29 protein-coding genes are annotated in these 25,550 nt (G+C 61.6%); 21 read left to right on the forward strand and 8 right to left on the reverse strand.

From position 1 onward, the window contains the following. The first annotated feature begins 9 nt into the window (after window positions 1-9). Both AC1DCM_RS15745 and AC1DCM_RS15750 read left to right on the forward strand, forming a co-directional pair. A complete protein-coding gene (locus tag AC1DCM_RS15745; protein ID WP_477518937.1) occupies window positions 10-1,326 on the forward strand; it encodes an MFS transporter in 1,317 nt (438 codons plus the stop codon). Window positions 1,327-1,466: 140 nt separating this feature from the next. Further along, window positions 1,467-1,829, forward strand: a complete 363-nt coding sequence (locus AC1DCM_RS15750) for a hypothetical protein (protein ID WP_477518938.1) — start codon at window positions 1,467-1,469, stop codon at window positions 1,827-1,829. Between the two features lie 81 nt (window positions 1,830-1,910). Here the strand turns inward: AC1DCM_RS15750 and AC1DCM_RS15755 are convergent, their stop codons facing one another. The 4 genes from AC1DCM_RS15755 to AC1DCM_RS15770 form a co-directional block, all read right to left on the reverse strand. After that, a complete protein-coding gene (locus tag AC1DCM_RS15755) occupies window positions 1,911-2,513 on the reverse strand; it encodes a nucleoside/nucleotide kinase family protein (protein ID WP_477518939.1) in 603 nt (200 codons plus the stop codon). A gap of 87 nt (window positions 2,514-2,600) precedes the next feature. Beyond that, window positions 2,601-3,482: an enoyl-CoA hydratase/isomerase family protein gene (locus AC1DCM_RS15760; RefSeq protein WP_477518940.1), complete on the reverse strand. Its 882-nt coding sequence runs from the start codon at window positions 3,480-3,482 to the stop codon at window positions 2,601-2,603. After that, a complete protein-coding gene (locus AC1DCM_RS15765) occupies window positions 3,479-4,708 on the reverse strand; it encodes a CaiB/BaiF CoA transferase family protein (protein ID WP_477518941.1) in 1,230 nt (409 codons plus the stop codon). The genes AC1DCM_RS15760 and AC1DCM_RS15765 overlap by 4 nt, the downstream gene beginning before the upstream one ends. 44 nt (window positions 4,709-4,752) lie before the next feature. Further along, a complete protein-coding gene (locus tag AC1DCM_RS15770; RefSeq protein WP_442016131.1) occupies window positions 4,753-6,147 on the reverse strand; it encodes an SLC13 family permease in 1,395 nt (464 codons plus the stop codon). 112 nt (window positions 6,148-6,259) lie between these two features. Here AC1DCM_RS15770 and AC1DCM_RS15775 point away from each other — a divergent pair, with 112 nt between their 5' ends. The 10 genes from AC1DCM_RS15775 to AC1DCM_RS15820 all read left to right on the forward strand — a co-directional run bounded on the left by AC1DCM_RS15775 (window position 6,260) and on the right by AC1DCM_RS15820 (window position 13,194). After that, entirely contained in the window at window positions 6,260-7,024 is a 765-nt protein-coding gene (locus AC1DCM_RS15775) for an IclR family transcriptional regulator (protein ID WP_442016132.1), read from the forward strand. 229 nt (window positions 7,025-7,253) lie between these two features. Beyond that, on the forward strand, window positions 7,254-7,412 hold the full coding sequence (locus AC1DCM_RS15780; protein WP_216926527.1) for a hypothetical protein: 159 nt from the start codon (window positions 7,254-7,256) through the stop codon (window positions 7,410-7,412). A 369-nt stretch (window positions 7,413-7,781) separates the two neighbouring features. Continuing rightward, a complete protein-coding gene (locus tag AC1DCM_RS15785; protein ID WP_477518942.1) occupies window positions 7,782-7,985 on the forward strand; it encodes a hypothetical protein in 204 nt (67 codons plus the stop codon). Continuing rightward, on the forward strand, window positions 7,982-8,467 hold the full coding sequence (locus AC1DCM_RS15790) for a hypothetical protein (protein ID WP_442016133.1): 486 nt from the start codon (window positions 7,982-7,984) through the stop codon (window positions 8,465-8,467). The genes AC1DCM_RS15785 and AC1DCM_RS15790 overlap by 4 nt, the downstream gene beginning before the upstream one ends. After that, window positions 8,464-9,693: an Nramp family divalent metal transporter gene (locus tag AC1DCM_RS15795; protein WP_442016134.1), complete on the forward strand. Its 1,230-nt coding sequence runs from the start codon at window positions 8,464-8,466 to the stop codon at window positions 9,691-9,693. Before AC1DCM_RS15790 ends, AC1DCM_RS15795 begins: the two co-directional genes overlap by 4 nt. Then, window positions 9,690-10,118 (forward strand): hypothetical protein, encoded by a 429-nt coding sequence (locus tag AC1DCM_RS15800; protein ID WP_442016135.1) that lies wholly within the window; start codon window positions 9,690-9,692, stop codon window positions 10,116-10,118. The genes AC1DCM_RS15795 and AC1DCM_RS15800 overlap by 4 nt, the downstream gene beginning before the upstream one ends. Next, window positions 10,105-10,440, forward strand: a complete 336-nt coding sequence (locus tag AC1DCM_RS15805; RefSeq protein WP_442016136.1) for a PRC-barrel domain-containing protein — start codon at window positions 10,105-10,107, stop codon at window positions 10,438-10,440. Before AC1DCM_RS15800 ends, AC1DCM_RS15805 begins: the two co-directional genes overlap by 14 nt. 126 nt (window positions 10,441-10,566) lie before the next feature. Continuing rightward, window positions 10,567-10,938, forward strand: coding sequence for a hypothetical protein (locus tag AC1DCM_RS15810; RefSeq protein ID WP_442016137.1), 372 nt, complete (start codon window positions 10,567-10,569; stop codon window positions 10,936-10,938). A gap of 130 nt (window positions 10,939-11,068) precedes the next feature. Next, window positions 11,069-11,554 (forward strand): SRPBCC family protein, encoded by a 486-nt coding sequence (locus AC1DCM_RS15815; RefSeq protein ID WP_477518943.1) that lies wholly within the window; start codon window positions 11,069-11,071, stop codon window positions 11,552-11,554. A gap of 95 nt (window positions 11,555-11,649) precedes the next feature. Then, window positions 11,650-13,194: a CYTH and CHAD domain-containing protein gene (locus tag AC1DCM_RS15820; RefSeq protein ID WP_477518944.1), complete on the forward strand. Its 1,545-nt coding sequence runs from the start codon at window positions 11,650-11,652 to the stop codon at window positions 13,192-13,194. A 6-nt stretch (window positions 13,195-13,200) separates the two neighbouring features. Here AC1DCM_RS15820 and AC1DCM_RS15825 read toward each other — a convergent pair whose 3' ends face one another. Then, window positions 13,201-14,037 carry an alpha/beta fold hydrolase gene (locus AC1DCM_RS15825; protein ID WP_477518945.1) on the reverse strand — a complete coding sequence of 279 codons (837 nt, stop codon included), beginning with the start codon at window positions 14,035-14,037 and terminating at the stop codon, window positions 13,201-13,203. Window positions 14,038-14,217: 180 nt separating this feature from the next. Here AC1DCM_RS15825 and AC1DCM_RS15830 point away from each other — a divergent pair, with 180 nt between their 5' ends. The 4 genes from AC1DCM_RS15830 to AC1DCM_RS15845 all read left to right on the forward strand — a co-directional run bounded on the left by AC1DCM_RS15830 (window position 14,218) and on the right by AC1DCM_RS15845 (window position 17,223). Then, entirely contained in the window at window positions 14,218-15,270 is a 1,053-nt protein-coding gene (locus tag AC1DCM_RS15830; RefSeq protein WP_477518946.1) for an AvrD family protein, read from the forward strand. Further along, complete coding sequence (locus tag AC1DCM_RS15835) at window positions 15,267-16,241, forward strand: beta-ketoacyl-ACP synthase III (protein ID WP_477518947.1); 975 nt, start codon at window positions 15,267-15,269, stop codon at window positions 16,239-16,241. Before AC1DCM_RS15830 ends, AC1DCM_RS15835 begins: the two co-directional genes overlap by 4 nt. A gap of 88 nt (window positions 16,242-16,329) precedes the next feature. Then, window positions 16,330-16,575, forward strand: coding sequence for an acyl carrier protein (locus tag AC1DCM_RS15840; protein ID WP_223934523.1), 246 nt, complete (start codon window positions 16,330-16,332; stop codon window positions 16,573-16,575). A 39-nt stretch (window positions 16,576-16,614) separates the two neighbouring features. Further along, a complete protein-coding gene (locus AC1DCM_RS15845; RefSeq protein WP_477518948.1) occupies window positions 16,615-17,223 on the forward strand; it encodes a flavodoxin family protein in 609 nt (202 codons plus the stop codon). Window positions 17,224-17,333: 110 nt separating this feature from the next. Here the strand turns inward: AC1DCM_RS15845 and AC1DCM_RS15850 are convergent, their stop codons facing one another. The 3 genes from AC1DCM_RS15850 to AC1DCM_RS15860 form a co-directional block, all read right to left on the reverse strand. Further along, window positions 17,334-18,071: a thioesterase II family protein gene (locus tag AC1DCM_RS15850; protein WP_477518949.1), complete on the reverse strand. Its 738-nt coding sequence runs from the start codon at window positions 18,069-18,071 to the stop codon at window positions 17,334-17,336. Between the two features lie 15 nt (window positions 18,072-18,086). Next, complete coding sequence (locus AC1DCM_RS15855) at window positions 18,087-18,494, reverse strand: winged helix-turn-helix transcriptional regulator (RefSeq protein WP_442016146.1); 408 nt, start codon at window positions 18,492-18,494, stop codon at window positions 18,087-18,089. Between the two features lie 78 nt (window positions 18,495-18,572). Then, entirely contained in the window at window positions 18,573-19,205 is a 633-nt protein-coding gene (locus tag AC1DCM_RS15860; RefSeq protein WP_477518950.1) for an HAD family hydrolase, read from the reverse strand. A 166-nt stretch (window positions 19,206-19,371) separates the two neighbouring features. Here AC1DCM_RS15860 and AC1DCM_RS15865 point away from each other — a divergent pair, with 166 nt between their 5' ends. The 5 genes from AC1DCM_RS15865 to AC1DCM_RS15885 all read left to right on the forward strand — a co-directional run bounded on the left by AC1DCM_RS15865 (window position 19,372) and on the right by AC1DCM_RS15885 (window position 25,548). Continuing rightward, window positions 19,372-20,049, forward strand: a complete 678-nt coding sequence (locus tag AC1DCM_RS15865) for an FMN-dependent NADH-azoreductase (protein ID WP_477518951.1) — start codon at window positions 19,372-19,374, stop codon at window positions 20,047-20,049. A 9-nt stretch (window positions 20,050-20,058) separates the two neighbouring features. Beyond that, complete coding sequence (locus tag AC1DCM_RS15870; RefSeq protein ID WP_477518952.1) at window positions 20,059-20,763, forward strand: AAA family ATPase; 705 nt, start codon at window positions 20,059-20,061, stop codon at window positions 20,761-20,763. A 106-nt stretch (window positions 20,764-20,869) separates the two neighbouring features. Then, window positions 20,870-21,772: a helix-turn-helix transcriptional regulator gene (locus AC1DCM_RS15875; RefSeq protein ID WP_477518953.1), complete on the forward strand. Its 903-nt coding sequence runs from the start codon at window positions 20,870-20,872 to the stop codon at window positions 21,770-21,772. A 72-nt stretch (window positions 21,773-21,844) separates the two neighbouring features. Further along, window positions 21,845-23,578, forward strand: coding sequence for an ABC transporter ATP-binding protein (locus AC1DCM_RS15880; protein WP_477518954.1), 1,734 nt, complete (start codon window positions 21,845-21,847; stop codon window positions 23,576-23,578). Beyond that, on the forward strand, window positions 23,575-25,548 hold the full coding sequence (locus tag AC1DCM_RS15885) for an ABC transporter ATP-binding protein (protein ID WP_477518955.1): 1,974 nt from the start codon (window positions 23,575-23,577) through the stop codon (window positions 25,546-25,548). Before AC1DCM_RS15880 ends, AC1DCM_RS15885 begins: the two co-directional genes overlap by 4 nt. Window positions 25,549-25,550 lie beyond the last annotated feature (2 nt).

Here is a 25,550-nt window from a genome sequence, read left to right on the forward strand (position 1 = left end):
GAAAATAAAATGAATGAAACAACGAAAGCAACTCCCGTGGTGAGCGAAACCGTTACCACCTCCATCAGGCGACGGGCAGTGCTCGCTGGCGCCATTGGCAACATGGTTGAATGGTATGACTTCGCTGTCTACGGACTGTTCGCCGTAATCATCGCAGCGAACTTCTTCCCAAATCAGGACCCAACGGCGGGCCTTCTGTCGACCTTTGCCGTCTTCGCGGCATCGTTCTTTATCCGCCCCCTCGGCGCCGTTTTCTTCGGTCATTTTGGAGACAAGCACGGGCGAAAGAACGTACTCCTGGCCACTGTTGCACTCATGGGCGCAGCAACCGTAGCCATCGGCCTAACACCCAGTTATGCGTCAATTGGCCTTGCAGCACCCGCTTTGCTCGTCCTGTTTCGTTTTGTCCAGGCCTTCTCGGCCGGCGGGGAGTGGAGCGGCTCCTCTGTCTACACAGTCGAATATGCGCCGCGCAGTCGTCGTTTCCTTTACGGCAGCTGGGTTCAAGTCAGCGCGTCCGCGGGAACCCTGGTGGGCTCGCTGACTGCAGCACTCTGCGGCCTGTTGTCTTCGGACGCGGCCCTCCGTGACTGGGTTTGGAGGATTCCTTTCATCCTCGGCGGCGTCATCGGTGTGCTGGGGCTTATCTTGCGGGCAAAACTGGAGGACACTCCGGAATTCAGGAAAGCCCAGTCAGAACCGAAACCCCACAAGACCCCACTTGGTTCGGTGTTCAGGAACTACCGCTCCGAAGGGCTCATCGCCATCGGAATTACCATCGGCTACTCGGTAAGCATCTATATGTTCTCTACTTACCTGCCGACCTATATCAAGACCACAACGCAGGTACGTCTGACGGACGCCCTGCTCGGGAACTCCTTGCAGCTGGTGGTCCTGATGATCCTGATTCCATTCGCTGCGATTCTCGCCGACAAAGTCGGCAGCAGGAAGTTGCTCATCGCCTTCGCCGCACTCATGATCGTCTGCGTCGTACCCCTCTTCCAGCTCATCGCGGTCGGCACGGTGGGCGCCGTGATACTTGGACAGGTCTTGTTTGCCGCAATTGTCTCGCTGATTGGAGGAACTGCGGTCACCACCACCACCCGGCTGTTCCCCATAGACGTCCGATACACAGGACTCGGCGTCAGCTACAACATCGCTGTGGCCGGCTTCGGAGGAACTGCGCCCTTCATCTCAACCTGGCTCATCGGATCCACCGGCAGCCCAATCTCACCGGCGTACTATGTCATCTTTGCCGCGCTGATTGTCGGACTGGTCGCCGTATTTGCCCTGAAAGGCAGGGACGCGGCTGCAGCATCAAATTAGCCGCAAAGCAAAATAGCGTGGTGCTGGAGGGGAGGGAACGGAAGTGTCCCTCCCCTCCAGTTGCATCTGACGGGAAGGGATAATTCAAATCCGCGCATCATCCCGCATTTGCGCCGATGCAATCTGATAGGAAAGACAGTGTGAAATCACTGGATGACTACCTCTACGACATCGACAACCGGCCGTCGAATCGTGAACTTCGGTTTTGGGTCGGGTTTCAGGTGGTGGTCTTGGGGGCCCTTGGTTATGTTGTCCCCTTGTTCATCCTGCACTGGGCTGGTGTGCGGCAATGGACGCTGGTCATTATTCCGTTGCTCTGCGCGGCCGCGTCAGTGTGGTGGCTCTTGCGATTCCTCAAACGACGAGGCATGGAGAGCAAAGCGAAATACCTGGCTCACGGCGGCGACCCTGCGGGCACCAGTGACCTTCTGTTCGGCCAAGTGTCCTACGAGATTACGCCGGATGGACGTTGGAAGTGGCCAACGCCAAGCTCAGGCGAATAGAGCGCTGTTCCTGGAGCCGCGACGAAACCGCGTCTAAAAGTAGCTGGCAGTAGTGGTTGCTCCCAGCGTTCAGAACAACCACTACTGCCAGCCAGTTGGGTTTAAAACGCGGACGAGCTCCTTCGCCGAGACCACCCGGTTCAGCTCGGCGAACACGTCGTCGGGTGTTCCGTTGGCGTCAACCCCTAGGAAGTCGGCGAACTCCGGGAGCGAGCGGTACGCAGCCCGGAAAGCTTCCAGATCCGCTAGCTCTTCGTGGTCCGTGCCCCGCGCCATGACCCGTCCATGAGCACGGCGTGGGTCAACGTCCAGGTGGACTATGAGGTCCGGATCGGGGAGCTTTTCCACCAGCCAGGGGAGCAGCCGGCCCCGGCCCAAACCAGCAGCGCGGCGCAGTGCGAGTTGGCAGTACAGATGCCTGTCCATGACCACCAGGCCGCTGAAGTTCCGGGCTCGTGCATGTGAAACTAGGACGTTGCCCACGCGGACGCACGTCTCTACAAAATCGGCACCGCGTGTCGGCAACTTCCACCCGAATCGCTCCGAAATGAGCGACATCCGTCGCCGTGCAGCGTGGTTGCTGAGGAGCAGCGCGTTCCGCCCCTCGGCGCGGGCCGAATCCACCAAGGCGCGGGCCGCCGTCGTCTTTCCTGAACCGTCTATTCCTGTCAGAACAATGAGCATGGGGCCTCCCGTCGTCTCAATTCCAACGGAGGAAATGCCGGCCTTGTCCCTGATCGAGGCATAGATCACGTCCCGGGCAAGCCCTGCTCACCCAAGAGGCCGCCACGTAAACCGGGGTTGCTCGCGGTTCAGGAACGCGCTGATGCCGATCTCCATGTCAGGACTATCAGGCATCGCGGACCAGGCGGCAGCCCACTCCTGATCAATGTCAGGGTGCCCGGCATCCGAAGCGTCCGCAGCTTCCAGGTCCACCAGCCGCTTCATGGAATGCACGGAGAAACGCGAGCGGCTCCGCAGGGAACCAAGAAGCGCCTCACACTGTTGCTCAAAGGATTCGGAAGGAACGACGTCGGCCACCAAACCCAGCGCTTGGGCTTGCGTTGCGCTAAATGTTTGCCCAGTAAGGAGGATATATTTGGCGTTGGCGTGCCCCACCAGGCGGACCAGCCGTTCAATCCCTGGACGTGGGTAGATGATGCCGATTTTGGCCGGGGTCAGTCCGAAGACGGCGCGCTCATTGGCCATAATGAAGTCGCAGGCCGAGGCGATTTGCCACCCTCCGCCCATGCAGGCGCCACCAACCAAGGCCACCGTGGGCTTGGAAAGCGATGCAATGGCGTTATCGGCCAGGCTGAGGTGGTCAACCACCGAACCGTCCGCCTGGGGATCCAACAACACGGACGAGAGTTCGCTGATGGAAGCCCCTGCGCAAAAAGTGTCGCCCGCACCGCGCAGAGCCACCACGGCAATATCGGGATCGGCGTCGAGGCTGGGCATCAGCTCCTGGATTTCCAGGCACATGGCCTTGGTCAGGGCATTGCGCTGCGCCGGATTGCAGATTTCCACGGTCGCTATGCCATCAGCCACCGAAACCGCCATGCGGCCCACAACGCCCACAAGGCCCGCAACGCCCACAACGCCCTCATGAGAAACAGGGGAAACACGCGAAGCCTCGGAAACTCTGGTCATCGCAGGACTCCAATCTGTGCCGAAACCGACGCAGGCCCGCACAGAACGCGACCCTCGAGCTCAAGCCGGGTGACGTCGTCGTGCGTCATTCCCAGTTCCATGAGTACTTCGGTGGTGTGTTCGCCGAGCAGCGGCGGGGGCGACACGATCTCGCTGGCCTCGCCGTCCAAGCTAAGTGGCCCGCGCAGGAGTGGAAGCTCAGAGCCATCCAGCCGCTGGGTGTGCTGGACAAGACCCAGAGCGGCAACCTGCTCGGAAGCCAGAGCCTGTACGTAGTCGTAGATGGGGCCGGACGGGATCCCTGCCTGGCTGATTAAGGGCACCCATTCGGCCGCCGGTTTGGCCACCAAAGCAGCTTCGATGAGTTCGGTAAGCAGCTGTCTGTTGGCCGAGCGGTCCGCCCCAGTGATGAAGCGGGGATCCTCTACGGCCAAGGGAATGCCTAACAAGCCACAGAATTCCTTCCACTGTTTGTCGCTGCCCACTGCGATGTTGATGGGTTCGGTGGCGGTGGCGAACTTGCCGTAGGGGGCGATGACTGGGTGGTTGTTCCCTTGTGGCGTAGGCGCTTCGCCGAGGCTGAGCGCTTTCTGTCCTTGGAAAGCGGACAGGTTCAGTGCCGTCTCCAAAAGTGAAGTGGACACCCGGCTGGCGTTCTCACCATTCCGGGCTCCGAGCAGCGCTGCGAGGATCCCAAACGCGCACACCATTCCCGAGGTGATATCCACGATCGGTATCCCAACCCTGTATGTTTCGCCGGCACCGGACCCCGTGACCGACATCAGTCCGGACATTCCCTGGATGACCTGATCCAGTCCGGCGTCGTCCTTAAGTGGTCCAGTGTTGCCGAATCCGGTGACGGATCCGACGACCAGTCCGGGATTGAGTTCTTCCAATCGTGAAGAGGGAAACCCCATTTTCTCAAGGGTGCCGGGTTTGAAGTTCTCCACCAGGACGTCGGCATCCGCTATCAGCGTGGAGAGGATGTCGCGTCCCTCGGCTGAGTAGAAATCGACACATACAGAGGATTTGTTCCGGTTCACAGAATCAAAGTAGAGGCTGTGGCCATCCTGGAATGGCGGCCATTGGCGGGCAGTATCGCCCCCGTTGATGCTTTCTACCTTGATGATCCGGGCACCCATATCGGCCAGGAGTGCAGTGCAGTAGGGTCCCGCGAGGGCTCGGCTGAGATCGACCACGGTGATTCCGCGGAGTGGTTTGAGCATGGTGGGCACCTTTCGTGCGTAGGAAAACTTGAGTGGTAGGAAAGTCAGAGACTCGACGGAACCACCAGCGCACCGACCAGCAGCAGGGGCCCGACCACCACCATGGACAGCCCCCAACGGGTGAGGAGCCTGGTGATGCGGGGCCGCTCATCTGCATCGACCGTGGCCACGAAGGTGGCGCCGACGGTCGAGAACGGCGAGACGTCAACGATGGAGGAACACACCCCCAGTGCGGCGATGACGGCCCACCCGGCAATATCTCCCGAGGCCACGAGCGGCAGTGCCAGCGGCACGAGCGCCGCGAGCATTCCGGTGGTGGAGGCGAACGCGGAGATGAGCCCGCCGATCCCGCAGATCACCAGCGCGGCCAGCAGGGGAGTCCCGACGGCGCCCGCTGCTTCGCCGAGCATTGCGACGGCGCCCATGGTCTGAAGCACTCCGACGAACGTGATGATCCCGCCCACCAGCAACACGGTGGACCAGTCGATTTTGGCGACAGAAGATTTGCCGGATTGCGGATCGCAAAGGGTGAGGACTGATGCGAACGCGAAGCAGAGAACGCCGATGTCCGGATTTGAGCCCAAGACCGACATGAGGACGACGGTGACAACCAGGCCGGCCATGCACAGCACCGTGATGATTTGGTTGCGGTTGAGCTTTGAGGTCGACGTCGGTACCTCCGGCGCCGCTGCCTGAGGCGCGGCTGCCGGGTCAAGGACCTGAACGGCTGCTTGCTTGCCGCGAGCAATGTTGCCTTCGCGCTCAAAGGGGTGCGACGGCGTCGGGCGGTTTGCGCTGAAGGACGGCAGCTGGGTGCCGAAACCATCAGCGGTACGCTTGTTGAGCAGCTTGAACCCGCCGAACATCACATAGGCGGCGGCCAGCAGCAGGAGATTGGTTCCCAGGGCGACGCTGAAGAGGACCAGGGGATCAAGGTCGATTCCCGCTGCCCGGGCTGTGCCGTACGTGACAATGCCGTACAAGCTGGTGGGGGCGAAGCCACCTGCACTCAGGCCGGACCCAATGGCGATGCCCATCAGCATGCGGTCGATGCCATAGCGTTTGGCGAGCGGCATGCCGATGGGGGCCATGACCAAGCCTGCCAAGGGGGAACCCATAGCTGAGATGCCGATGGTGAGCGCGAAAAATGCGATGGGGAGAAAGAAGGCGCGGTCACCTACTTTGGTGATGGCCATCTCGATGATGCGGTCGATGGTTCCGTTGGCCTGGGCGATCGAGAAGAAATACGTGACGCCTACGAGCAGGACGAGGATCCCGATGGGGAAGCCCGACACCACCTTGTCGATGGTCATTCCTGCCATCCAAACGCCAACGCCGGCAGCCGCTGCGAACATGAGCACGCCAATGTGCACTTTGCGCAGGGTTGCAAGGACAAAGACGCCCACAAAGATGGCGAGGGCAGCTATTTGTTGTTCCAAGAGCCGTTCTCCAATCAAACATCGTCGGTTCACTGGATGAACCAATGGTTCATTCTGGGAAATCGCCTGTACCGTAGGGCATAAGAAAGTGAGCGGTCAAGGGGGAGTGCGAATGAGTACCCAGAGTGTGGTCACGGCGATACGGGTTCTAGAAGCCGTGTCGGACAACCAGCCGGCAGGGCTATCGGAGCTGAGCCGTGAGGTGGACGTCCCGAAGGCTACGGTCCTTCGTATGCTGAGGACCCTGGCGGAATTGGGATGGGTGGCACAGTCTGAAGCCCAGGCGGGAAAGTGGGTCCTGACCAACCATGCCTTTGCTGTGGCAAGCCGTGGCAGCAGCGGCTCCGTCATCCGCGACGCCGCCATGGGCCCTCTGAACGCATTGCAGTTGGACACCACGGAGACCGTCCACCTCGCAGTCCCGGACCGCGGATACATGCTCATCATCGAACGCCTCGACACGCCCCACGTCCTCCGGGCTTTCCTTCCGCTGGGATCCCGACTGCCGATGCATGCGTCCTCCACCGGGATTGCCTACTTGTCAGCTGCTGACGACGCAATCGTGGATGAATATCTGGCCACACCCCTTGAAGCCCTAACACCGCAAACCGTCGTTGACCCGGCCCAACTCCGGGCCATGATCGGGGAAACCCGCGCCCGCGGATACTCCATCAATGAACAGGGCCTCAGTACGGGAATCACCTCAATCGGGGTTCCTTTGCTGGGACCAGGCGGCGTGGCCGCAGGATCAATCTCCATCTCCGGGCCTTCAAGCAGGATCGTGCCTGCCAAGTATCAGGAGTACGGCGAGGCCGCTGCGGGTACTGCGCGGGAGATCAGCCAGGCACTCGGAGCCTTTTCGGCGAAGAGGTACTAAGTTTCCTGTCGAAATACTTCGCCGGGACAGAACGCGCGCCTATCATGATGCTGTGCACGTGCTTCGGAGGGCAGTGGTTCTGTTTGAACTGTTGTCATTTGGGGTAAGTACGGAATAAGGAGATCATTTCTCCGTTCGGTGCCCGTTGCTTTGGGGTGGAGCTCCAATTGGAGTCCCAGCGGACGCCTTCCTAACTGGACAAATTTGTTTGAAGGGATGCGTAGCTTAGATGAACACACTATTGGTGATTGCCGGCGTCATTGCGATCGTGCTGCTGCTTGTTGGCGGTTTTAACCAGGCCTTGAGTTTCCTGCTGTGGGTAGGAATTATCTTGCTGGTCTTGGCCCTTATTGGCTGGGTTCTTGGCCGGGGCCGGTCGCGCGTATGACAACTGATCCAACCGAAGTTGCCGGCTTCAGCCAGGTACACGATGGGATCACGACACCAGGTCATCCGATCCCCCGTGATCTTGGGGCACCCGCCTCCAACGATCAGGTACCTGTTGGCGACGCATCCGGGGAGGGTTCGGAAGATGCCGCCGATGCTGGAGGGAATGAATCAGCGAATCCACCCGGGCCGGCAGAAGAAAAGGATGAGCGAACCGCAGATGATCGCGGTTTGACTACCGAAACCAATCCTTCGGATTGACACGGGTTTTGCGGTCGCGGGCAGGGTACGAATCCCCGCCCCGACCGCGCCCTTGGCCACCCAGAAAGTAGTAATACCTGGGTTTCCCGTTTTATCGATTGGGGAAGAAATGCGAATCGGTTCAATTATTGGGCTGTTCGTAGTTGTGTGGCTCGTCATTGGAGCAATAGCGGCCGGTCAACGCGGCTATTACAACGCCCCACCCGCGCAGTGTTCGCAGTTTGCGACCATCGCCCTGAATATTGTGGCCGGGCCCCTTAATTACACGGGGATGGATCCACAAGCCGGCTGCCAGATTCCGCAGCCATCGTGAGTTCGAATGGCAGGCGCCTCGCGTCGATTCTCCTGGCTCTGGCGGTACTCGCCGGGGTGCTGACCGCATGCTCACAGCGGCCTTCCCCCGACGCGCTTAAGGGACCAGCGAAAGACGTGTTTTCCGCCGTCCAAGCCGCCACCCTGGCTGTAGACCTCAGGATCAAGGACAGCACGACGGCGGCTGCCGGGTCCACTGCGGCAGATGACATGCTGGGCGAGGTCCAGTCGGCTGCCGATGAAGTTGAAGGTTTCACAGCCCCAACCGAGGAGGAAAAGTCGCTTCGGGATGACATGCTGGCCTCCTTCGCCACCATCTCGCGCGCGTTGCTCCATGCCCGTGATGCGTTGACTGCCCCGAGCGGCGGCCCTGAACAGGGGCAATCGGGATCAGGCGCGCACGGCCTGCCAGAAGTCCTGGGTGAGTTGCGCAGTGCCACCGATCAGCTCAAAGCCCTCATGACCAAGGCCGGCATCCAGTGAAGCGGCTCCTCGGTGTTGCCCTGGGCATCCTGACGGCGATCGGGGGCTTTGTTGACATCGGGGATTTGGTGACCAATGCCGTAGTAGGTTCACGCTTTGGGCTTTCCCTGGCGTGGGTGGTGGTGGTCGGCGTCGTCGGAATCTGCCTCTTTGCCAACATGTCAGGACGGGTGGCGGCCGTCTCAGGCCGGGCAACCTTCGAGGTGATTCGTGAGCGCATGGGGCCGCGTGCCGGGCTGGCCAACCTTGCCGCTTCCTTCCTGATCAACCTGATGACCGTCACCGCCGAGATCGGCGGCATCGCCCTGGCCCTGCAGTTGGCCAGTGGCGTGGCTTATCTGCTGTGGGTCCCCGTTGCGTTGCTGGCTGTGTGGCTGGTCATTTGGCGCGTGAAGTTCAAGATCATGGAGAACGTCACCGGGCTCCTGGGACTTTCCTTGATCGTCTTTGCAGTGGCCCTTTTCCTGCTCAAGCCCGATTGGGGTGTCCTGGCCAGCCAGGCGTTCGCACCGTCGGTCCCACAGGAGGAGGGCTCAGGGGTCTATTGGTACTTCGCCATCGCACTGTTCGGGGCTGCCATGACACCCTATGAGGTCTTCTTCTTCTCCTCGGGCGCTGTGGAGGAAAGGTGGAAGGTCAAGGATCTGCTCCAGGCCCGGATGAATGTCCTGCTTGGTTTCCCACTGGGTGGGTTCCTTTCCGTGGCAATCGCCGCTTGCGCCGCCGTCGTCCTCCTGCCTGCGGGGATCAGCGTCACTACGCTTTCGCAAGTGGCGTTGCCCGTCGCGCAGGGGGGAGGCCAGTTAGCGCTGGCTGTGCTGATTTTGGGCGTTGTGGCCGCTACATTCGGGGCGGCTCTGGAAACGACGCTTTCAAGCGGCTACACGTTGGCGCAGTTCTTTGGGTGGTCGTGGGGAAAGTTCCGGCGCCCGGCTCAGGCAGCCAGGTTCCATATCTCCATGATCGTGGTCCTTCTGGCAGGTGCCGCAGTCCTCGCCACTGGTGTAGATCCCATCCTGGTGACGGAGTATTCGGTGGTGTTCTCCGCGATCGCCCTTCCGCTCACCTATCTACCGATCCTGATTGTCGCGAACGATCCCCAATATATGGGCGAGCACGTTAACAACAGGGCAGTGAATATTGCCGGAATGGTGTATTTGGTGATCATCCTGGCTGCATCCTTGGCGGCCATTCCGCTCATGATTGTTACAGGAGCAGGCGCATGAGTGCCACCAAGCGCAAGAGGATCCAGCCGAGGGAAATCAGGCCTGCGCCGCGCCCGGCCGGGTTGGTCCTTGACGCCCAGCTCCACCTGCTGGACCGGCAGGTGTTGGACGTCGACGGCGTACCTGTCACCACCGTGGACGACCTCGAGTTGAGCGGTCCCGCGGCTGACGAGCCCATCCCGGAAGGCGCAGAACCGCCCACTATTACTGCACTGCTAACAGGCGCAATACTGGGCACGCGGATCTTCGGCGGCAGGCCGCCGTCGAACAGGTTGATCCGTATTCCATGGGATGCGGTTTCCGGTGTGGACACTGTTATTACGGTTGGAGTGCGTTCTGACTCGCTCGAAGCATCATGGGTGGAGCGGTGGCTTCGGGATCGTGTCATCGGCCGGATTCCGGGAGGTAGACATGATCCTGAATGACGTGTTGGGAACGAGGGTGGTGGACAGCAACGGTGAGCTGCTGGGGCAAATCTCGGACGCCCGCTTCGCACTGGACGCGACGCCAACCCAGCCACTGAGCCGGGCCCGTTTGGTGGGCATCATCGTCAGTCCGCGCACCGCGACATCATTCCTTGGATTTGAACGGCAAGGGATGACGCAGCCCTGGCCGGTGGCGCAGTTCATGCGTTGGTGGCATAGAGGATCGTTCCTGGTGTTGTGGGAGGACATAGCGATGATGGGTTCACAGGAGGTGGTGTTGCGTCCGGACTTCGTGGCTTACGAATCCGGGCTGCCACGATAGCGCCCCAAGCACCAAATTGCTAAGTTTGCTGACTAATTTCTTCAAAGCATGGACACGTCGCCAACCGTCCTTATAGGTTCGAAGTGTTCCATTAACACGTTCCACCGCATGGAAAGGACAGGTCACATGGACAAGCAGAACGCCACGCCTGAAGAGGAAGCGGGGGGCTACGGCACCCCTACAGCAGAGCAGGAAGCGGGCGGATCGCAAGCCCAGCCCCGCGTGGAAGAGGATCTCAGCGAAGCCGGCTTGAGCGAGGACAGCCCTGACGGCGAAACATACGTAACCGGCGCCCCAAATCTCAGCCACCTGGATCCTGAGGACTCGGACAGCGCGGGCGAACCGGGGGCAGGCCGCTTTGGCGGCATCGACGAACAGTCCCAGGCCGAGCAGAATCTGGACCAGCCTGCTGACTCACTGGCCGATGGCAGTGGCAATGAGCTGCCACGGGACCAGTCACCCAAGGACGACGACGAAGAGGATTTCGACGCAGGTTAGGCCGTAACCCCGGCGCGCCCCATAAGACAGGCGCGCCAACGGTTATGCAGCCAGCCGGCTGGCGCGCCGCCGGCATTACCCAACTCAAAAGAGTCCGTACAAGAAGAGAACATTGAAGGAGCGACAACCCATGGCTACCGTCAATAAATCAATTGAAGTAGATGTCCCCGTGTCCGTTGCCTACAACCAGTGGACGCAGTTCGAGACTTTTCCCGAGTTCATGAACGGGGTGGAGTCCGTGCAGCAGATCGATGATACGGCGCTCCACTTCGCAACGAACGTGGGTGGCGTGAAGCGCGAATACAACGCCCAAATCATTGAGCAGGTGCCTGATTCCCTGGTCAGCTGGGCGAGCGTGGACGGCCCGCGCAATGCGGGAACGGTGACCTTTGAACCGTTGGATGCCGGGCATACCCGCGTCAACGTGGAGATCGACTGGGAGCCGGACACCCTCGCTGAAAAGGCCGGCTCGGCAGTCGGAGCTGACAGTTTGCGTGTGGGCGCGGATCTGGACAAATTCAAGAAGTTCATCGAAGCCCAGGGACACGAAACCGGAGCCTGGCGTGGCACAGTAACCGGTGGCGATGTGGACGAAGGCGGAGGAGCATTGGTTTAACGGCTTCCGGTTAAGCCTCTTACCCTGGAGGTCGGCCAGCGAACGGGCCGGCCTCCACGGGTGCCACGAAGAAAAAGCTCCAGCAAGGAGAAGTGATGGCCACGTCCAGCAACGTAGAGGAAGAACGGAAGTTCGACGTCGACCCGTCCACGCCGCTTCCCACCCTTGGAGATATCGACGGCGTGGCCCGGGTGGGAGAGCCGGCCACCCATAGCCTGGAAGCGGTCTACTTCGACACCAACGATCTCGCGCTTGCGGCCCGCGGAATCACCCTGCGACGGCGGACAGGTGGTCCCGACGCCGGCTGGCACCTCAAGCTTCCCCACAGCCCGGGACGTCGCACCGAAATCCACGCGCCCCTGGGCCAAGCCGATACCGTGCCGGTGGAACTGATGGACCGTGTCCTTGCTTATACGCGGGGACACGCGGTCATTGCAGTGGCCACCCTCAACACCGAGCGCACCAGCTACCCCCTCTACCAGGACGACGGCGGTCGGGTGGCGGAGTTCGTGGATGACCACGTGCAGGCACATGTTTCACTGGGTGATCCCACTGAACAACATCCCGCTGAACAACGGTGGCGCGAGTGGGAAGTGGAACTCAACGGTAATGGGCACGCGAACAACGGCGATGACATCCTGGACGCCGTCGCAGCCCAGCTCATTGAGGTCGGTGCGAGCCCCAGCGAACGCACGTCCAAGCTGGCAACAGCTCTGGGAGACTCCTGGCCCCGAGCAAAGGGGACCGGCCGTGAGGTCCCCAGCCGTAAAGGCCCGGCCGTGGTTCCCGTGCTGAACTACCTCGACGCCCAAGTGGCCAAGTTGCTCCTGCAGGACGCGCATGTGCGAATGAACCGTGACGATTCCGTCCATGAGATGCGCTCGTTGACCCGGCGGATCCGCTCGGTACTCCATAGTTACCGAAAGCTTTTCAAGGGTTCCCCGGTTCAGGAACTTGAGCTCGAGCTGAAATCGTTGGCCAAGACGCTTGGACGCTACCGGGACGTGGAGGTCGTCCATGAGCGGCTCCGAAAGGATGCGGAGGAGCTGCCAATGAAACTGGTTTTGGGTCCGCTTCACGCCGAGCTGGATGAGCGCATGAAAGTTCGGGCGGATACAGCGATGGCAGCCATCAGGACCCGGCTCAACAGCCCCCGCTATTTCAGGCTTCTGGATGGGCTCGAAGCCTTCCTGGACTCTCCTGCCATTGCGCCGAAAGGAACCGGGCCTGCGCGCAAGACCACAGCGAAACTCGTCAACAAAGCTGTCAAACGCCTGGCCAAACGCCACGACGCAGCGGTGGGCGCCGCCGTCGGGCCTTCACGTGACTCGGCGTTTCACAATGTGCGCAAGACTGCCAAGAAGCTGCGCTTCGCCGCGGCCACCGCTGAAAGTGTCCACGGGAAGCGCGCCGCAAAGCTCGCGGACGCTGCCCATGATGTCCAGACCATTTTGGGTGAACATCAGGACAGCGCCATGGCCCGTGCCGAGCTGTTGAAGCTGGGGTCCGTGTCCGGTGCCGGTAACAGCGCCTTCACTTACGGCCTGCTCCATGCCGCAGAACGAGCAAAGGCCGACGCCGCGCAGCAGCAGTATCTGCGTAGCGGCAAGAAAGCCCGGAAGCTCCGCCTCAAGAAGTAGGAGGTGCTACTTCTTGAGGAAGGTCAGAAGGGCTTCGTTGACCTCGGCGCCGTGCGTCCACAGCAGACCGTGGGGTGCGCCCTCGATCTCCTGATACTCGGCGCTGGGCAGTGCGTTCTTGAAGCGCCGCCCCGTGACGTCGATGGGGAGGATGTTGTCCGCGGTGCCGTGAACAATCAAAGCGGGAACATCGATCTTGGGGATGTCTGCACGGAAGTCGGTCAGCCAAGTGGGCTGCGCGGCTGCGGAAGCAAAGGCACCCGACTGGCTGGCAAGGTTCCAGCTGGCGTCCAGGGATTCCTGGCTGAGGCGCTCTGTCCCCAGGAAGGTTTCGGTGTTGTAGAAGTTCTTGAAGAACTCGGTAAAGAAGGCGTAGCGGTCGGCCTTGGCAGCCTCATACAACCCACTAAAGACGTCCTGCGGAAGGCCGTCCGGGTTGTCGTCGGTTTTCAGCATGAACGGCTCCAACGAACCGAGGAAGACGGCCTTCGCCACCCGGGCCGAACCGTAGGTGCTGATGTAGCGTGCAACCTCTCCCGTTCCCATGGAGAAGCCAACCAGCACGGCATCGTTCAGGTCCAGCGTTTCCAGGAGGGTCTTCAGGTCTGCGGCGAAGGTGTCGTAGTCATAGCCCACCGTGGGTTTGCTGGACTTGCCGAAGCCTCGGCGGTCGTAGGTAATGACGCGGTAGCCGGCGTCCAGGAGGGCAGCAGTTTGCTTCTCCCACGATGAACCGTCCAGCGGATACCCATGGATAAGGACCACTGGCTGGCCCGTCCCGTGGTCCTCATAATAAAGCTCAATCTCGGTGCTGTTTTCGTTTCCGACGGTGATGTAAGCCAAAACTGAAGTCCCTTCTTAGCGGTTCTGGGTGGAACAGGTCCAGCCTACTGTCCAGACGCACAGAGACACTCCCACAGCGGTGAGGGTGGTGTTCCCACCACCACCATCCACGGACACTGGTTGCCGAGGGCTGCGCGATGGATTCTGGGATCACCGCCGATGACGATCCTAGGAATACCCATGCCACTTGCCCTACGCTCCAGCACCCGGAGTTACGCCTCCATCGACGAACTCCTGGGCGATGGTCGCGGTCGGTTCTTCAGCCACGGCTACAAGACCACCAACCCAAGGCTGCGGGAACTCCGCGTGAACCATACGGTCTCCGAATCCGTGCTTACGGCCCGCGCCGCTCTTGGCGTTGAAGGTACGTGGTCCATCAAGGGGAACTCGGAGCAAACACCGCACCTTGGCACCACGGATGTCCTTGTTTTGGCTGCCAGGATGGCAGAGGCCTTGCTGGCCAGCCGCTATTCACCTGAACTGTTGCCTGCTGCCTACCTGGCGTCGGTGACCATCTCGGGTGGCAGTGAACCTGTGGAAGGTACGCTGGGCGATCTCGAATGCCGGGCGACGCTGCAGGACCTGGGAAACGCTTCGGTCCTTCGCTGCTCTGTTGCGTCGATGACCGCGGTCTTGGAAGTGGCCCATGAGCACGCCGAACTTGGGCTCGCGTCAGTCCAATCGCCGTCCGAGGAAGCTTTGGTGGGTGACGCCTACACGCGTCTCTACGGTGGGCTGTGGGCAGAACGGCAGGTTTCGCTGCTGGATGTCGTCCTGGATCCGAGTGAGGGAGATGCCGGTGAAGGAACGGCCTGCGCGCAGCTCTCCTTCCGCCAGCAGCCCTCACTGTCCCGACGCCTGGATGACCGCCGCGGGCTGGAGGCCGCCTACCCACAGGCGCTATCCGCCGTCGAGTACTTTGTTGCCTCGCTGCAGTTGGGGCAGGTTCTCCTGTACCGGCTCGATTCCATGAACCGCGCGGACAGCAACACCTTGTGGATGCGCAAAACCCGCATCACACTCAGCGGCCCCTGCCCGAAGAATGGGGGCGGGCAGGGGACCGGCCTTGCGGTGCGGCTGCATAAGAGCCGGTTGATCGAAAAGGACGGCGGATGGTGGCGCTGCGCTGACGTGGTAGGAACGTTCGACGGCGGCGAAGTAGTTTGCAGCGTTGCCCACCAACTGCCGTCCCGACTTGCGGCCGTGCGCGCTTCCGTGGGGGATGAAAAATGAGTGCGGCGTCCGCCGTTGTTCGGGGACTGGGTGGCGCGCTGCCCAGAAAGGTGGTTACCAACGAGCACCTGTCTGCCGTCATGGACACCTCCGACGAATGGATCAGGCGCAGGACAGGCATCGCCGAACGCCGCCACTCGGACAAAACGGAAAGCACCAGCGTCTTGGCCACCACGGCCGGGCGGCGAGCCTTGGCCAGTGCCGGCGTCGACTCGGCTGGGCTCCTGATTGTGGCGACCTCGACGCCGGACAAGGTCTGCCCGGCCACTGCACCCAAGGTGGCGGCGAACCTGGGGTTGAAGGGCATCGCTGCATTCGATGTGTCCGCGGTTTGCTCCGGATTTGTCTATGCCTTGACTACCGCCACGTGGGCCATCCGTTCAGGATCCGTGAACTCGGCACTGGTAATCGGCGCGGACACCTTCACCCGCCTGCTCGATCCGACGGACCGGACCACCTCGGTGATCTTCGGGGACGGAGCGGGCGCGGCTTATCTGTCAGCTGGAACAGCAGACGAACCCGGGGCCATCAAGGCGTCAACGCTGCACTCCGATGGCAAGGGCGAAACCCTCATCCATGTGCCGGAAGGTCCGGGTTCATTCTTTGAGATGCAGGGCAAAGAGGTTTTCACGCAGGCAGTCGCAGCGATGTCCGGATCCGTGGAAACAGTGCTCGCCAGCGCTGGTTGGGCTGCCGACGACGTGGATTCCTTGATTGCACACCAAGCGAACCTTCGGATTCTGAACGCCGTTGCTTCGGTGACCGGCATTCCGGAATCCAGGGCCGAGGTCCACCTGGACAGGGTGGGCAATACGTCAGCCGCATCCATTCCGCTGGCCATGACCGACGCCGGAACCAAAGGCCACAGGAGCCCCGGAGACAAGGTGGTCCTGACGGCCTTTGGCGGAGGAACCACCTGGGGAGCCATTGCCATGACATGGCCATCGATCTCGGTTGTCGACCCGCACTAGGGTCGGACACCGATTCCTGCAGGCCGGGGTGCCGTGCAGGACCACTGTGGCACCGGCTAACCCGGGCCACCTGTAAAAGGGGGAAGCAATGGAAATTACAGCTATGGACGTCGTAGGGGCGATCGGGTCCACCATGGACGAGCTCGGCCACATGGGGCCTGACGACTCGTTCTCTGACCTTGACATCGATTCTCTGTCACTTGTTGAAGCCGCCGTGATCCTTAGCAACAAATTCGGTGTTCGCGTCGACGAATTCGAGCTCACCGAGGCAGGCAGCGCCCGCGCCGCAGCCAGCATGGTCACGGAAAAGCTGGCCCTGCAGCCCGCCATCTAGTCACACCACCACAAGAAGACGCAAACAGTAAGGACACCCATGGCCACTCCGGCGATTGCAGTTGTTTATTATTCAGGCTCGGGCCACACCAAGGTCCTGGCAGACGCAGTGGTTTCCGCCGCCGCCACCGGAGCCACAACGGCTCTCCTGCGGGTGGATGAGTTGACCCAGGAATCCTGGGATTTCATCGACCAGGCAGACGCCATCATTTTCGGCGCCCCCACCTACATGGGCACCGCACCATCGGCCTTCCATGCGTTCGCCGAGAAGACCGCAGGCCGTTGGGCCGTGCAGAAATGGCACAACAAGTTGGGTGCCGGCTTTACCAATGCCGCCTGCAAAGCCGGTGACAAGAATTCCACCCTGGACTACTTCTCCACTTTCGCAGCCCAGCACGGCATGAACTGGATCAACCTGGGCCTGCTCCCGGGATGGAAGAGCACCAAGGGCACAGAAAACGATCTCAACCGCTTTGGCTACTTCAACGGTGCCGCCGCCCAGACATTCTCGGACGTCGGTGTGGAAGGCGTTCACCCTGCAGACATCGCTACTGCGGAGCACCTGGGGCGGCGGGTTGCGGAGATGGCCGCTATCTTCGCCGCCGGCAAGACCGCTCTTGACCGCGAACTGGTGAGCGCTGGAGTTTAGGACCTCCTCGTTTCAGGGCCACGGAAAAAGCCTGGCGACGCCCATATTGGGGTGTCGCCAGGCTTTTTCCCTGGCGCCGAATAGTTTGCGTGTCACAGCCAGTTTGCGTGTCATAAGGGGGCATGCGTGTCATAAGCGGACAGGGTGGCTGCCACGATCGCCCTGACCTTCGCGTTGCCTACATGGAACAGATGGCCACCGCCCACGACCTCGATCAATCGTGGCTTCTGCGCGCACCAGTCCGCCCAGCCCCGTGACTCTGAAGCCGTAACCACAGGGTCATCAGAGCTGTAGAGGACCGTGGCCGGCACCTCCAATTGGCGGGCAGGCAGTCTGCCGGGATAGCTCTCCAACAATGCCAGATCCTCAAGCAGTACTTCCCGGGCCCGCTCGGACAGGGCGGTCGTGCTGAGCACGAGCTCGGCCAGGGCCGCCACGGATGGCGAAGCCCCGGGCAGGGCTGCCACGGACCGTGCCAGTCCGGACGGCGAAGTCCCGGACTCTGCCCTCCCTGGCTGGGCACTGGAAGCGGCTGCCGCGGCAGCACCGGCGTCGTTCATTCCCGACGGCGGCCGCGCGGCTGCGAGGAACACGTGCACCACCCGCCCGGTGTCCTGAAGCCGAAGGGCGGCCTCGAAAGCGAGCACCGCCCCCATGCTGTGGCCATAGAGCGCCAATTGCCCGGACTGCGAGCTTGCGATTCGTTCGGCCATAGCGGCCGCGGCACCGCCAACGGAACGGAAATCCCTGCCGCGGTATGCGAGCTTGGTGACGTGCATGCCGTCGAAACGCCAGCCCGCAAAACTCGCTGTGGTTCCGCCGGCGTGGTGCAGGCAAAACAGGTGCATGCCGGCGTCCTGGCGCTAGTTGAAAGCGAGTCGGTGGCGGTCGTGTTCCATGCGGGAAGCGGCGACGTCGTCCATGTGTTCCTCGGCCCACTCCTTCATCTCAAAGATGATCCGCAGGAGCGAATGTCCGCGCGGAGTGAGCTCGTAGTCAGTTCGAACGGGGACGGAGACGGTCACATGCCTGAGGACCAGCCCGTCCCGTTCAAGCGAGCGGAGCGTGGACGTCAACATTTTCTGGCTTGCGCCGGGTATTCGTTTGCGGAGGTCGCTGTGCCGCTGCTGCCCATCCTCCAGCGCGAGCATCACCAAGGTGACCCACTTGCTGCTGATGGCCTCAAGCAGTTGGCGTGCCGGGCAAAGATCCAGGGAAGCGTTGTAGTGCTTCTGGGCCTTCATGCGTTTCTGTTCAGCCGTGAGAGTCATTTCCCCAATACTTTCCTCATCAAATGGACTGCTTGCCACAGCTTACTTGGGGGTTGTTACAGGTGGGGAAACAGTGACTCAAACCTTAACTGCCTCTGGCGTGACCAGTAGCGATTCTCCGGCCAATGCCATGAAAGGAAGATCCGAGCTGTGGTCTCCATAGGCGAAGCTGCCTGAGAGGTCCACCGAGAACTCGGCGGCGTGCGCTGCCACGGCCCGCGCTTTGGCGTCGGCTACCAGGGCCTCCTCGATGTCGCCGGTATAGATACCATTCGCAGCAGTAGGGACCGTGCACAGCAGTTCGAGGTGGGGCCACCGCCGTCGAACACGTACCAGAGCAGGCTCGAACGACGCCGTGACGGCCACAATGCGCCGTCCCTCCGCGGTGTGTTTGTCCAGGAGGGAGGCGACGGGTTCCAGGAAGGACCAGCCGTTCGGCGACGCGGCCTGGAAATCTGCCCAGCGCTCGCCGAGTTCCTGGACTTCGCTCACGCTGCGACCCCGCCACCAGCTGAAGTACCGGGCGTTCGTCACAGATCGGGGTACGCCGTTCCTGGCTGCCGCCCGCAGGCCCTCAAGGAAGTCCTCCGCCTCGGCTTTGCGGGAGTGGCCGGCATCGAACCGGAGGAACTCGAAGATGGTGTTGTAGGCGGTGACGGTGCCGTCGATGTCGGTGTAGGCGGCCTGCAAGGGGTTTCCGGATTCTTCCACAGGAAGAATCCTAGGGACCGCTGCGGCAAGTGGAAGCCCTTCAGGGGAGGGCACTTTGAGGTGCCCTAGGCACAAAAAAGTGCGTTCTTACGCGCTGATGCGATGTCCGTGAGGATCGAATACGGGGCACAAAACGTCCCCGCAGCAAAGCCTCGAAAGGAAGCCAATGCCTACCATCCTCCACATCAACGCCTCTCCGCGCTACGCCAACAGCGACTCCCTGCGGTTGGCCCGGCACTTCATCGACTCCGTCCAGGCTGCCGGTCCGGAGAGCTTTGAGCTGGAGACCCTGAACTTGTTCGACGACGGCGCGTTGCCTGTTTTCGGTCGGATCGCGGCTGCCGCCAAGATGGCTGTCTTCACCGGACAGGACCAGACGCCGGAGCAGGTTGCCGCTTGGGAATCCGCCCGCGCTGTGTTCGATCAGTTCGCTGCAGCCGACGCATACGTCTTCAACATCCCCATGTGGAACTCGGGCGTCCCCTACGTGCTGAAGCAGTGGATTGACATCATCACCCAGCCCGGCTGGAGCTTCGGCTTTGACCCGGAGCAGGGCTACCGCGGCCTCATGGAAGGCAAGCAGGCCCTTGCGATCCACACCAGCGGTGTCTACGCGCCGGGTGTTCCGGCCGCTTTCGGCTCCGACTTCAGCAGCACCTTCTTCGCTAACTGGCTGAACTTTGTGGGCATCGAGGACGCAACTCACGTCCGCTTCGCTCCCACTGTCCTGAATGGCGACGTCGATGGCACCCGCAAGGTTGCAGAAGCGGACTTGAGCGACGCCGCAATCGAGTTCGCCGGCAAGCTCAGCGCCGCGGGTACCCTCCAGCTCGTCAACGACTAGGTGCTCCCTGTGCGCATCGGCATTTCGGGTACCTATTCCTCGGGCAAGACGTTTACGTCCATGGCCTTGTCCCACTACACCGGGTTGCCCCGCACCAAAGCCAGGACCATGCGGGAGATCCTGCCCGAGGCCGCCCCTGGCAAGACCCTCGAGGAATGCACTGCCGCGGAGCTCATCCAGATGATCGTGACCCGCCATGTGGAGCGTGCCGTGTACGAGGACAAGCTCTCGGCCGGTTTCATCTCCGACGGTTCATCGCTGCAGGAATGGATCTACGGGTCCGTGCGGGTTTCCCTCGGGCTGAACCCCAGCGCCTCAGCACACCTGGCGGCGGGGGAGAGCGTGGAGAAAACTCCGGAACTCGCCTTCTTCGAAGAGGTGATGACCAGCCTCGGCAACAGCTTCAAGCGGCATGTCAAGAACTCCTTCGATGTGTTCGTGCACCTGAAGAACGAGCTTCCGCTCTCTGCTGATGGACACCGTCCGGTCAACGATCAGTTCCGGAACATGTCCGATGAGATCCTGCAGCACACCATGGACGAGTTGGGCATCCCCTTCCATGTTGTGTCGGCTTCCGTGGAGGAGCGTCTGGTCCGGATTGCTTCCCTGCTCAACCTGGAGCCCCGCATGAGTCCCCAGGACGCCACACGCCTGGCAGCCGAGGAATACGCGCAGCTGGACGTGCGCTCCGAACGGGAGCGGGTCCTGCAGTAACCAGGAAATATCCGTTTGGATCCTGCTCACCGGTTCGTCCGGCCATCCGCTGTGCCGTAGCTGCCCAGCGGGTGGCCGGACGCTCGTCTTTTTACTGGAGACCCCCTTGCCTAACGACCAGCCTGTTTCCCATCAAGCCCGCTCCAACCACGCCCGCCTTGGCGAGTTCTTCCGCACGCGTCGCGAGCAGACCCGTCCGCAGGATGTCGGGTTACCAGTCAGCCCACGACGCCGGACTCCCGGACTCAGGCGCGAAGAGGTGGCCGTCCTGGCCAATGTTGGGGTCTCCTGGTACACGTGGCTGGAACAGGGGCGGGCCATTGGCGCCTCCGAGGAAATTCTCGATGCCATTTCGAACGCACTGCGGCTTAGCCCTGAGGACCGAACCTATGTCCGGCGGCTTGCGTCCGGGCGCCGTCCGGGCCCTTCCGGCAATACGGTCAGTAGGGCTGGCGGTCCGACTTCGGGACAGGCCGCCGGTCACAACTTCGACGTCGACGACTCCCAGCTCGCTCTGCTGCAGCAACTGGTGGATGCCATGGCGAATCCCAGCTACATCGCTGACCCTTTCTGGACCGTAGTGGCCATGAATTCCGCGGCCGCAGAAACTTTCGATACCCGTGTGGGTGAAAGCTGCCTCCAACGCTTCTTCACGGATCCGGAGCTCGCCAGGCCCCACGTGCACAAGGAGATGATGGCCCGTTCCATGGTGGCGCAGTTCCGGGCGCAATCAGCCAACTTCCCGGACGATCACCGTTTCGATGCCATGGCACGCGGCCTATGCCAGGTCTCGGAAGCCTTCCGGGAATTATGGCAGCGGCAAGTGGTTGCCGATTCTTACCACGTGGATGTTGTGTATGAACACCCCGAGGTAGGCCGCCTAAGTTTCGCTCCCATGGTGCTGGGTGTCCCGCAGTTCCGGGCCCTCCGTCTTTTCACTTACCTACCCAAAAGCGGAACCGGAACGCAGGCTGCCCTGCAAGGTTTGAACAGGAAAGCAGTGGTCTGAGAATCCCTCTAGTTGCCCACAGCAACCAGACGTAAACTAGCCTTCGGTTCACTACGTTGGTTCGGAGTTCCCATGCTTTGGAAGGTTCTTGTTCGGTTCCTGAAGCCGCACCAGCGGTTGCTGATTGCCGTCGTCGTATTTCAATTGGCGCAGTCCATCGCGTCGCTTTACCTGCCTACGCTCAACGCCGACATCATCGATAACGGTGTGGCTACCGGCGATACGGATTACATCCTGCGCATGGGTGGTCTCATGTTGCTGATCACGCTGTTGCAGATTGCGTGTGCGGTGGTGGCCGTGTACTTCGGCGCGAAGGCAGCCATGGGAATGGGCCGCGACCTGCGGGACGCCGTCTTTGCAAGGGTGGGGGAGTTCTCCGAGCAGGAAGTCACTAAATTTGGGGCGCCGTCCTTGATCACCCGGTCCACCAATGACGTCCAGCAGGTTCAGCAACTGGTCCTCATGTCCTGCACGCTGATGGTTGCGGCGCCCATGCTCAGTATCGGGGGCGTGATCATGGCCGTGCGGCAGGACGCCCAACTGTCCTGGCTGATCGCGGTATGCGTGCCTGTATTGCTGGTGGCCGTCGGGTTGATCGTGACCCGGATGGTGCCGCTGTTCCGCAAAATGCAGGTCCGGATCGACGCCGTCAACCGTGTCCTGCGCGAGCAACTCACCGGCATCCGCGTGGTCCGCGCTTTCGTGCGGGAAGACATGGAGACCTCCCGGTTTGGCAAGGCGAACGAAGACGTCACGGACGTTGCGCTGCGGGCCGGCCGTTTGATGGCGCTCATGTTCCCTGTGGTCATGTTGGTGATGAACATTTCCAGCGTGGCGGTCATCTGGTTCGGCTCATTCCGGATCGAAGACGGTTCCATGCAGGTAGGCACGCTGATCGCCTTCCTCAGCTACCTCATGCAGATCCTCATGTCCGTCATGATGGCCACTTTCATGGCCGTGATGATCCCGCGCGCGTCCGTTTCTGCGGACAGGATCGGGCAGGTGCTGGAGACCGCCTCAAGTGTCCAGCCGCCGTCGAACCCTGTTACTGGCGGTATCCGCCGCGGCGAACTGGAAATGCGCGACGTCGGATTCGCCTACCCGGGTGCCGAGCAGCCCGTGCTCAGCGGCGTTACCTTCACCGCCCTGGCCGGCCAGACCACGGCAATCATTGGCAGCACGGGCGCCGGGAAGACCACGTTGGTGAACCTGATGCCGCGGCTGTTCGACGCCACTGCGGGAGCAGTCCGGATGGACGGCGTGGACATTCGGGATCTGCATCCGGACCTGTTGTGGGGGCACATCGGCCTGGTGCCGCAACGGCCGTATCTCTTCTCGGGCACCGTCCGCAGCAACCTCCAATACGGCAAACCCGACGCCAGCGACGACGAACTGTGGCAGGCCCTTTCAGTGGCCCAGGCGCGGGACTTTGTTGAAGAGATGGAAGGTGGACTGGATGCGCCCATCTCGCAGGGCGGCACCAACGTTTCCGGCGGGCAACGGCAACGCCTGGCCATTGCCCGGGCACTCGTGAAACAGCCGGAGCTCTACATTTTCGACGATTCCTTCTCCTCGCTGGACACCGCCACGGACGCCCGCCTCCGGCAGGCCCTCAAACACCACACCAACGGCGCCACGCTGGTGATCATCGCCCAGCGCGTCTCCAGCATCGCGGACGCGGACCAGATATTAGTGCTCGACGACGGCAGGATCGTTGGGCAGGGAACCCACGATGAGCTGTTGGAGACGTCCGAAACATACAGGGAAATCGTGTCTTCCCAGCTGGCAGCGGAGGAGGCGGCATGAGCGCCATGACAGCAGGTCAACGGGGGCCACAGCGGCCACCCATGGGGCCCCGAGGTGGCGGTCCGTTCGGTGGCATGAACATTCCGGCGGAGAAAGCTTCCAACTTTGGTGCCTCGGCCCGGCGGCTGCTGGGCACTTTGCGGCCTGAGCGGTTCTGGCTGACGCTGGTCCTGGTATTCGCTGTGGTCAGCGTCACCTTGTCCGTCATCGGGCCCAGACTGCTGGGCGAAGGAACCAACCTCATCTTCGCCGGCGTGGTGTCCAAACAACTGCCAGCAGGGGTTTCCAAAGCCCAAGTGATCGCGGGCCTGCGCGCCTCCGGCGAGAACAACAAAGCCGACATGCTGAACGCCATGAACCTGACACCCGGCATCGGAATCGACTTCGGTGCGCTGTCATCCGTGCTGCTCTGGGTGCTGGCGCTGTACGTCCTGGCCTCAGCGTTCGGTTGGATGCAGGCGTACGTGCTCAACGGCGTCGTGCAACGGACCGTGTATCGCCTCCGCGAGCGGATCGAAGCGAAAATCCATCGGCTTCCCCTGCGCTATTTCGACTCCATCCAGCGTGGTGAGCTGCTCAGCCGCGTAACCAACGACGTCGACAACATCTCCCAAAGCCTGCAGCAATCCATCAGCCAGGTCGTGTCCTCGCTGCTGACCGTACTGGGCGTGCTGGTGATGATGTTCCTGCTCTCGCCGCTGCTCGCCATCATTGCGTTGGTGACCATCCCGCTTACCCTGGGGACCACGGTGGTGATTGCCAAGCGCTCGCAGAAACTGTTCGTCGCGCAATGGAAAAACACCGGCGAGCTCAACGGGCAGATTGAGGAAACGTACACCGGTCACGCACTCGTGAAGGTCTTTGGCCGGCAGAACGAAGTCCAGGCGAAGTTCCGCGCCAAGAACAGCGAGCTGTACCAAGCAAGCTTCGGGGCGCAATTCGTGAGCGGGCTGATCATGCCGGCCATGACGTTCATCGGAAACCTGGTGTACGTGGGCATCGCCGTGGTGGGCGGCCTGCAAGTGGCCTCGGGAGCAATGCAGTTGGGTGACGTCCAGGCCTTCATTCAATACTCACGGCAATTCACCATGCCGTTGGCGCAGCTGGGATCCATGGCCAATATGTTGCAGTCGGGCGTTGCCTCGGCGGAACGGGTGTTCGACCTGCTGGATGAGGAAGAAGAATCGGCCGAACCTGCTCCTGTTCCGCGGTCCGGTCCATCGCGTGGGCGGCTCGTGTTCGAGAATGTGTCCTTCCGGTACCTGCCCGACAAGCCACTCATCACGGACCTCAGCCTGGTGGCCGAACCAGGTCAGAGCATAGCCATTGTTGGGCCGACAGGGGCCGGTAAGACAACGCTGGTGAACCTCATGATGCGCTTCTACGAACTGGATGCAGGGCGCATAACCCTCGACGGCGTGGACATCGCCTCCATGTCACGGCAGGAACTGCGCTCGCGGATGGGCATGGTCCTGCAGGATACGTGGCTGTTCGGCGGGACTATCCGCGACAACATCGCCTATGGTCGGCCCACGGCTTCCGAGCCGGAGATCCTTGAGGCTGCGCAGGCCACCTACGTGGACCGGTTCGTCCGTTCCCTTCCCGAGGGCTACGACACCGTGCTCGACGACGAAGGCGGCAACGTCTCCGCCGGCGAGAAGCAGCTGCTCACCATCGCCCGGGCCTTCTTGTCCCGTCCATCGGTCCTGATCCTCGATGAAGCCACCAGCTCGGTGGATACGCGTACCGAGGTTCTGGTGCAGAAAGCCATGAACGCACTGCGCTCTGACCGGACCAGCTTCGTCATCGCGCACCGGCTCTCCACCATCCGCGATGCCAATCTCATCCTGGTGATGGAATCCGGGCAAATCGTGGAACAGGGGACCCACGCTGAGCTGCTTGCTGCGGGCGGGGCGTACTCACGGCTCTACGAGGCACAGTTCGCGGCGCCGGCGGCTGAAGAGGTGTGAGC

The sequence above is a fragment of the Paenarthrobacter sp. 10N417 genome (assembly GCF_056394745.1).